Raw genomic sequence first — 7,913 nt, 5'->3', positions numbered from 1 at the left:
CCCCCCCCCCCCCCCCCCCCCCCCCCCCCCGCCCCCCCCCCCCCCCTGTGCGTTCCCGGCCCCTCCCGGGGAGCGCCGGCGGGGGAGCGGGCGGTCCACAAGGTCGGGGCGTCGCCTTGACGCGGACCCCGCGGCGGAGCATCCTCATCACCGGTTGTCCTCGACTCCCGGCTCCACCCGACGACGACGTCGGACGGGGAGGGGGTCCGCGGCCCAGGTCCGTCAGGACCGGGGGCTGGACAGGTGCGCCCACGACGGGTACCCTGTTGTTTTGCGCTGCCCAGCGTCATATGGCCGGTCGTCGCCGTGGGAACGACCGAGTGGGACGGGGCGCGCACAACGTTCGCAGGCCCGTGGAAGGACCCCTCTTGGCTGCCTCGCGTCCAGAGTCCGCACCGAACAGCACCGGCACCACCGTCGTCGGCAACCAGTCGCCGCGCACCGTCTCCGGACGGTACTCCTTCGGCAAGATCCACGAACCGCTTGAGGTCCCCGACCTCCTGGCGCTGCAGACCGACAGCTTCGACTGGCTGCTCGGCAACAAGCGCTGGCAGGACCGGGTGGAGGCGTCCACCAACGGTGGGCTCGCCGTCCCGACGACCTCGGGCCTGGAGGAGATCTTCGAGGAGATCTCCCCGATCGAGGACTTCTCCGGCTCCATGTCGCTGTCGTTCCGCGACCACCGGTTCGAGCCGCCGAAGTACTCCCTGGACGACTGCAAGGAGCGCGACCTCACCTACGCCGCCCCGCTGTTCGTCACGGCGGAGTTCATCAACGGCAACACCGGCGAGATCAAGTCGCAGACGGTCTTCATGGGCGACTTCCCGCTCATGACCGACCGCGGCACCTTCGTCATCAACGGCACCGAGCGCGTCGTCGTGTCGCAGCTGGTCCGTTCCCCGGGCATCTACTTCGAGCGCGTGCCGGACAAGACGTCCGACCGCGACACGTGGACCGCGAAGATCATCCCCTCGCGCGGTGCCTGGCTCGAGTTCGAGATCGACAAGCGCGACACCGTCGGCGTCCGCGTCGACCGCAAGCGCAAGCAGTCGGTCACGGTCCTCATGAAGGCCCTGGGCTGGAGCGAGTCCCAGATCCGCGAGGAGTTCGCCGACTACGAGTCGATGATCTCCACGCTGGAGAAGGACCACACCTCGGGCGTCGAGGACGCGCTGCTGGACATCTACCGCAAGCTGCGCCCGGGCGAACCGCCGACGCAGGAGGCCGCGCGCAACCTGCTCGACAACCTCTACTTCAACCCCAAGCGCTACGACCTGGCGAAGGTCGGCCGCTACAAGGTGAACAAGAAGCTGGGCATGGAGGAGCCGCTGAGCTCCAGCGTGCTCTCGGTCGACGACATCGTGCGCACCATCAAGTTCCTCGTGAAGCTGCACGCCGGCGAGGTCTCGATGCCGGGCGTCAAGAACGGCCAGCCGGTCGACGTCCGCGTCGAGGTCGACGACATCGACCACTTCGGCAACCGCCGCCTGCGCAGCGTCGGCGAGCTCATCCAGAACCAGGTCCGCACCGGCCTGTCCCGGATGGAGCGCGTCGTGCGCGAGCGCATGACGACCCAGGACGTCGAGGCGATCACGCCGCAGACGCTGATCAACATCCGCCCCGTCGTGGCCTCCATCAAGGAGTTCTTCGGGACGAGCCAGCTGTCGCAGTTCATGGACCAGACCAACCCGCTCGCGGGTCTGACCCACAAGCGCCGCCTCTCGGCGCTGGGTCCCGGTGGTCTGTCCCGCGAGCGGGCCGGCATGGAGGTCCGCGACGTCCACCCGTCGCACTACGGCCGCATGTGCCCGATCGAGACGCCCGAGGGCCCGAACATCGGCCTGATCGGCTCGCTGTCCTCCTACGGGCGGATCAACCCGTTCGGCTTCATCGAGACGCCGTACCGCAAGATCGTCGACGGCCGGGTCTCCGACGACGTCGACTACCTGACCGCGGACGAGGAGGACGCCTTCGTCATCGCGCAGGCGAACGCCCCGCTGAACGCGGACGGCTCCTTCGCCGAGGCCCGCGTCCTGGTGCGCGCCAAGGGCGGTGAGACGGAGTTCGTCCCGAACTCCGAGGTCGACTACATGGACGTCGCCGCCCGGCAGATGGTCTCCGTCGCGACCGCGATGATCCCGTTCCTCGAGCACGACGACGCCAACCGCGCGCTCATGGGCGCGAACATGCAGCGCCAGGCCGTCCCGCTGGTCAAGACCGAGGCGCCGCTCATCGGCACCGGCATGGAGTTCCGCGCCGCCGTCGACGCCGGTGACGTGGTCGTGGCCACCAAGGCCGGCGTGGCGACCGAGGTCTCCGCGGACCTCATCACCGTGTCCAACGACGACGGCACCACCAGCGCCTACAAGGTCGCGAAGTTCCGCCGCTCCAACCACGGCACCGCGTACAACCAGCAGGTCGTCATCGACGAGGGCGCCCGCGTCGAGGTCGGCACCGTCCTCGCCGACGGCCCGTCCACCGACGGTGGCGAGATGGCCCTGGGCCGCAACCTGATGGTCGCGTTCATGCCGTGGGAGGGCCACAACTACGAGGACGCGATCATCCTGTCGCAGCGCCTCGTGCAGGACGACGTCCTGTCCTCGATCCACATCGAGGAGCACGAGGTCGACGCCCGCGACACCAAGCTCGGGCCCGAGGAGATCACCCGGGACATCCCGAACGTGGCCGAGGACGTCCTGGCCGACCTCGACGAGCGCGGGATCATCCGCATCGGCGCCGAGGTCCGCGACGGCGACCTGCTCGTCGGCAAGGTCACGCCCAAGGGCGAGACCGAGCTGACCCCGGAGGAGCGCCTGCTGCGCGCCATCTTCGGCGAGAAGGCCCGCGAGGTCCGCGACACGTCGCTGAAGGTGCCCCACGGCGAGACCGGCACGGTCATCGGCGTGAAGGTCTTCGACCGCGACGAGGGCGACGAGCTGCCCCCGGGCGTGAACCAGCTGGTGCGCGTCTACGTGGCGAACAAGCGCAAGATCACCGACGGTGACAAGCTCGCCGGCCGTCACGGCAACAAGGGCGTCATCTCCAAGATCCTGCCCGTCGAGGACATGCCGTTCCTCGAGGACGGGACCCCGGTCGACGTGATCCTCAACCCGCTCGGCGTGCCGAGCCGGATGAACGTCGGTCAGGTCCTGGAACTGCACCTGGGCTGGATCGCCAGCCGCGGCTGGTCGATCGAGGGCGACCCGGACTGGGCCAAGCTCATCCCCGAGGAGATCCGCTCGGCGCCGGCCGGTTCCCGCATCGCCACGCCCGTCTTCGACGGTGCGCGCGAGGAGGAGATCACCGGTCTGCTCAGCTCGACGCTCAAGACGCGCGACGGCGACCGCCTCGTGCAGGGCGACGGCAAGGCGCGGCTGTTCGACGGCCGCTCCGGCGAGCCGTTCCCGGACCCGGTCTCGGTCGGCTACATGTACATCCTGAAGCTGCACCACCTGGTCGACGACAAGATCCACGCCCGCTCGACCGGCCCGTACTCGATGATCACCCAGCAGCCGCTCGGTGGTAAGGCGCAGTTCGGTGGTCAGCGCTTCGGCGAGATGGAGGTCTGGGCCCTGGAGGCCTACGGCGCCGCCTACGCCCTGCAGGAGCTGCTCACGATCAAGTCCGACGACGTCCTGGGCCGCGTGAAGGTCTACGAGGCGATCGTCAAGGGCGAGAACATCCCCGAGCCCGGCATCCCCGAGTCCTTCAAGGTGCTCATCAAGGAGATGCAGTCGCTGTGCCTGAACGTGGAGGTCCTCTCCTCGGACGGCATGGCCATCGAGATGCGCGACAGCGACGAGGACGTCTTCCGGGCGGCCGAGGAGCTGGGCATCGACCTGGCGCGGCGCGAGCCGAGCAGCGTCGAAGAGGTCTGACGGACGGCGGGTGGGGGTCGGAACCCCCACCCGCCCCGGCCGGACAACGGGACCCCTCGCGGGGCCCCTCGGATCAGTCAGACCTCGGAAGAACCTAGAGAAAGAAGATCACGTTGCTCGACGTCAACTTCTTCGACGAGCTGCGCATCGGGCTGGCCACCGCGGACGACATCCGCACGTGGTCGCACGGTGAGGTCAAGAAGCCCGAGACCATCAACTACCGCACCCTGAAGCCGGAGAAGGACGGGCTCTTCTGCGAGAAGATCTTCGGTCCCACCCGGGACTGGGAGTGCTACTGCGGCAAGTACAAGCGCGTCCGCTTCAAGGGCATCATCTGCGAGCGCTGCGGTGTCGAGGTCACGCGGGCCAAGGTCCGTCGTGAGCGCATGGGGCACATCGAGCTCGCCGCCCCCGTCACCCACATCTGGTACTTCAAGGGTGTCCCCAGCCGCCTGGGCTACCTGCTGGACCTGGCGCCGAAGGACCTCGAGAAGGTCATCTACTTCGCGGCCTACATGATCACGTCGGTCGACGAGGAGGGTCGCCAGCGCGACTTCGCCTCGCTCGAGGCGCAGATCGAGGTCGAGAAGCGCGAGGTCGAGAACCGTCGCGACTCCGACGTCGAGGCTCGCGCCAAGACGCTGGAGACCGACCTGGCCGAGCTCGAGGCCGAGGGCGCGAAGTCGGACGTGCGCCGCAAGGTGCGCGAGTCCGCCGAGCGCGAGATGGCGCAGATCCGTCGCCGCGCCGACACCGAGATCGACCGCCTGACGACCATCTGGGACCGCTTCCGCACCCTCAAGGTCCAGGACCTCGAGGGCGACGAGGTGCTCTACCGCGCCATGCGCGAGCGCTTCGGCCTCTACTTCGAGGGCGGCATGGGGGCGGCGGCGCTGCAGAAGCGCCTGCAGAGCTTCGACCTGGAGGCTGAGGCCGAGTCCCTGCGCGAGACCATCGCGACGGGCAAGGGCCAGCGCAAGACGCGCGCGCTCAAGCGCCTCAAGGTCGTCTCGGCGTTCCTGACGACCCGCAACTCGCCCGACGGCATGGTCCTGGACTGCGTCCCGGTCATCCCGCCGGACCTGCGCCCGATGGTGCAGCTCGACGGCGGCCGGTTCGCGACGTCCGACCTGAACGACCTGTACCGCCGGGTCATCAACCGCAACAACCGGTTGAAGCGCCTGCTCGACCTCGGGGCCCCCGAGATCATCGTGAACAACGAGAAGCGCATGCTGCAGGAGGCCGTCGACGCGCTGTTCGACAACGGCCGCCGCGGCCGGCCGGTCACGGGTCCGGGCAACCGCCCGCTGAAGTCGCTGTCCGACATGCTCAAGGGCAAGCAGGGCCGGTTCCGCCAGAACCTGCTCGGCAAGCGCGTCGACTACTCGGGCCGTTCGGTCATCGTCGTCGGCCCGCAGCTGAAGCTGCACCAGTGCGGTCTGCCCAAGCAGATGGCCCTGGAGCTCTTCAAGCCGTTCGTCATGAAGCGGCTCGTGGACCTCTCGCACGCGCAGAACATCAAGTCGGCCAAGCGCATGGTCGAGCGCGCCCGCCCGGTGGTCTGGGACGTCCTGTCCGAGGTCATCACCGAGCACCCCGTGCTGCTCAACCGCGCGCCCACGCTGCACCGCCTCGGCATCCAGGCCTTCGAGCCGCAGCTGGTCGAGGGCAAGGCCATCCAGATCCACCCGCTCGTCTGCACCGCGTTCAACGCGGACTTCGACGGTGACCAGATGGCCGTGCACGTGCCGCTGAGCGCGGAGGCGCAGGCCGAGGCCCGCATCCTCATGCTGTCCTCGAACAACATCCTCAAGCCGGCGGACGGCCGTCCGGTGACCATGCCCACCCAGGACATGATCATCGGTCTGTACCACCTGACCGCCGACCGGGACGACGTCGAGGGCGTCGGCCGCCAGTTCTCCTCGCTCGCCGAGGCGATCATGGCCTTCGACGCGCGCCAGCTGCACCTGAACGCCAAGGTCAAGATCCGCCTCGACGGGGTCGTGCCGGCCGAGGGCTGGACGCTGCCCGAGGACTGGACGGCGGGGGACGACCTGACGGTCGAGACCACGCTGGGCCGGGCCCTGTTCAACGAGACGCTGCCGGTGGACTTCCGGTACGTCAACACCGCGGTGGACAAGAAGCGCCTGTCGGCGATCGTCAACGAGCTCGCCGAGAAGTACCCGAAGGTGCAGGTCGCGGCGGCGCTGGACGCCCTGAAGGAGGCCGGCTTCCGCTGGGCCACCCGCTCGGGCACCACCGTCTCCATCGCCGACGTCGTGGCCCCGCCGAACAAGCTGGCCATCCTCGAGACGTACGAGGCCAAGGCGGAGAAGGTCCAGCAGCAGTACGAGCGTGGTCTGATCACCGACGACGAGCGCCGTCAGGAGCTCATCGAGATCTGGACGCAGGCCACGAACGACGTCGCCAAGGACCTCGAGGCGGCCATGCCGCAGCACAACACGATCCACCGCATGGTGAGCTCGGGTGCTCGTGGTAACTGGATGCAGATGCGTCAGCTCGCCGGGATGCGCGGCCTCATGGCCAACCCGAAGGGCGAGATCATCCCGCGTCCGGTGAAGGCCTCCTTCCGCGAGGGCCTGACCGTGGGTGAGTTCTTCATCACCACGCACGGCGCCCGCAAGGGTCTGGCGGACACCGCGCTGCGGACCGCCGACTCGGGGTACCTGACCCGTCGTCTCGTCGACGTCTCGCAGGACGTCATCGTCCGCGAGGAGGACTGCGGCACCACCCGCGGTCTGGCGATGCCGATCGCGGAGAAGGGCGCCGACGGCACCCTGCGCCGCCACGACGACGTCGAGACCAGCGTCTACGCCCGCACGCTGGCCACCGACGTGGTGGTCGACGGCGAGGTCGTGCTGGCCGCCGGCGCCGACCTCGGCGACGTGGTCATCGACGCGCTGGTCGCCCAGGGCGTCGACAGCGTCAAGGTGCGCTCGGTGCTGACGTGCGAGTCCCGCGTCGGGACCTGCGCGCACTGCTACGGCCGCTCGCTGGCGTCCGGCAAGCTCGTCGACATCGGCGAGGCCGTCGGGATCGTCGCCGCGCAGTCGATCGGTGAGCCCGGCACGCAGCTGACGATGCGCACCTTCCACACCGGTGGTGCCGCCTCGGAGTCCGGTGACATCACGCACGGTCTGCCGCGCGTGGTCGAGCTGTTCGAGGCCCGCACCCCCAAGGGGAACGCGCCGATCTCCGAGGTCGCGGGCCGCACCCGCATCGAGGAGACCGACAAGGGCCGCAAGATCGTCGTCACCCCCGACGACGGCGCCGAGGAGGTCGAGTACCCCGTCACGCGCCGTCAGCGGCTCCTGGTGGAGGACGGCACGCACGTCGAGGTCGGGCAGAAGCTCGTCCAGGGTGCGGTCGACCCCAAGCAGGTGCTGCGCATCCTCGGCCCGCGCCGGGTGCAGATGCACCTGGTCGACGAGGTGCAGGAGGTCTACCGCTCGCAGGGCGTGTCGATCCACGACAAGCACATCGAGGTCATCGTCCGCCAGATGCTCAAGCGGGTGACGATCATCGAGCAGAACGGTTCGGAGCTGCTGCCGGGTGAGCTCGTCGAGCGTGCGCGCTTCGAGGAGGAGAACCGCCGGGTGATGGCCGAGGGCGGTCAGCCGTCCTCGGGTCGTCCCGAGCTCATGGGGATCACGAAGGCGTCGCTCGCGACGGACTCGTGGCTGTCCGCCGCCTCCTTCCAGGAGACGACCCGCGTCCTGACGAACGCGGCCATGGAGGGCAAGAGCGACCCGCTGCTCGGCCTGAAGGAGAACGTCATCATCGGCAAGCTCATCCCGGCCGGCACGGGTCTCCCGCGCTACCGCAACATCCGGGTCGAGCCCACCGAGGAGGCCAAGGCGCAGATGTACTCGGTGCCGGGCTACGACGACGTGGACTACGCGCAGTTCGGCGTGGGCTCCGGCCAGGCCGTGCCGCTCGAGGAGTTCGACTACGGCAGCAGCGACTACCGCTGACCTGCTGAACCGGGCCGTCCCGCTCCCCCGGGGGAGCGGG

2 protein-coding genes are annotated in these 7,913 nt (G+C 69.1%); both read left to right on the top strand.

Translation table 11 applies throughout. The features are described from left to right. Positions 1-368: 368 nt before the first annotated feature. Positions 369-3,878, top strand: coding sequence for a DNA-directed RNA polymerase subunit beta (gene rpoB, locus ACRYM6_RS22785; RefSeq protein WP_432545176.1), 3,510 nt, complete (start codon positions 369-371; stop codon positions 3,876-3,878). A 113-nt stretch (positions 3,879-3,991) separates the two neighbouring features. Next, entirely contained in the window at positions 3,992-7,873 is a 3,882-nt protein-coding gene (locus ACRYM6_RS22780) for a DNA-directed RNA polymerase subunit beta' (RefSeq protein WP_432545175.1), read from the top strand. Positions 7,874-7,913 lie beyond the last annotated feature (40 nt).

Source organism: Kineococcus rugosus (genome assembly GCF_050871975.1).
In the GTDB taxonomy this organism is placed as follows: domain Bacteria; phylum Actinomycetota; class Actinomycetes; order Actinomycetales; family Kineococcaceae; genus Kineococcus.
Note: the sequence above shows the minus strand (reverse complement) of the source record. Positions and strands in the feature narration are given on the sequence as shown.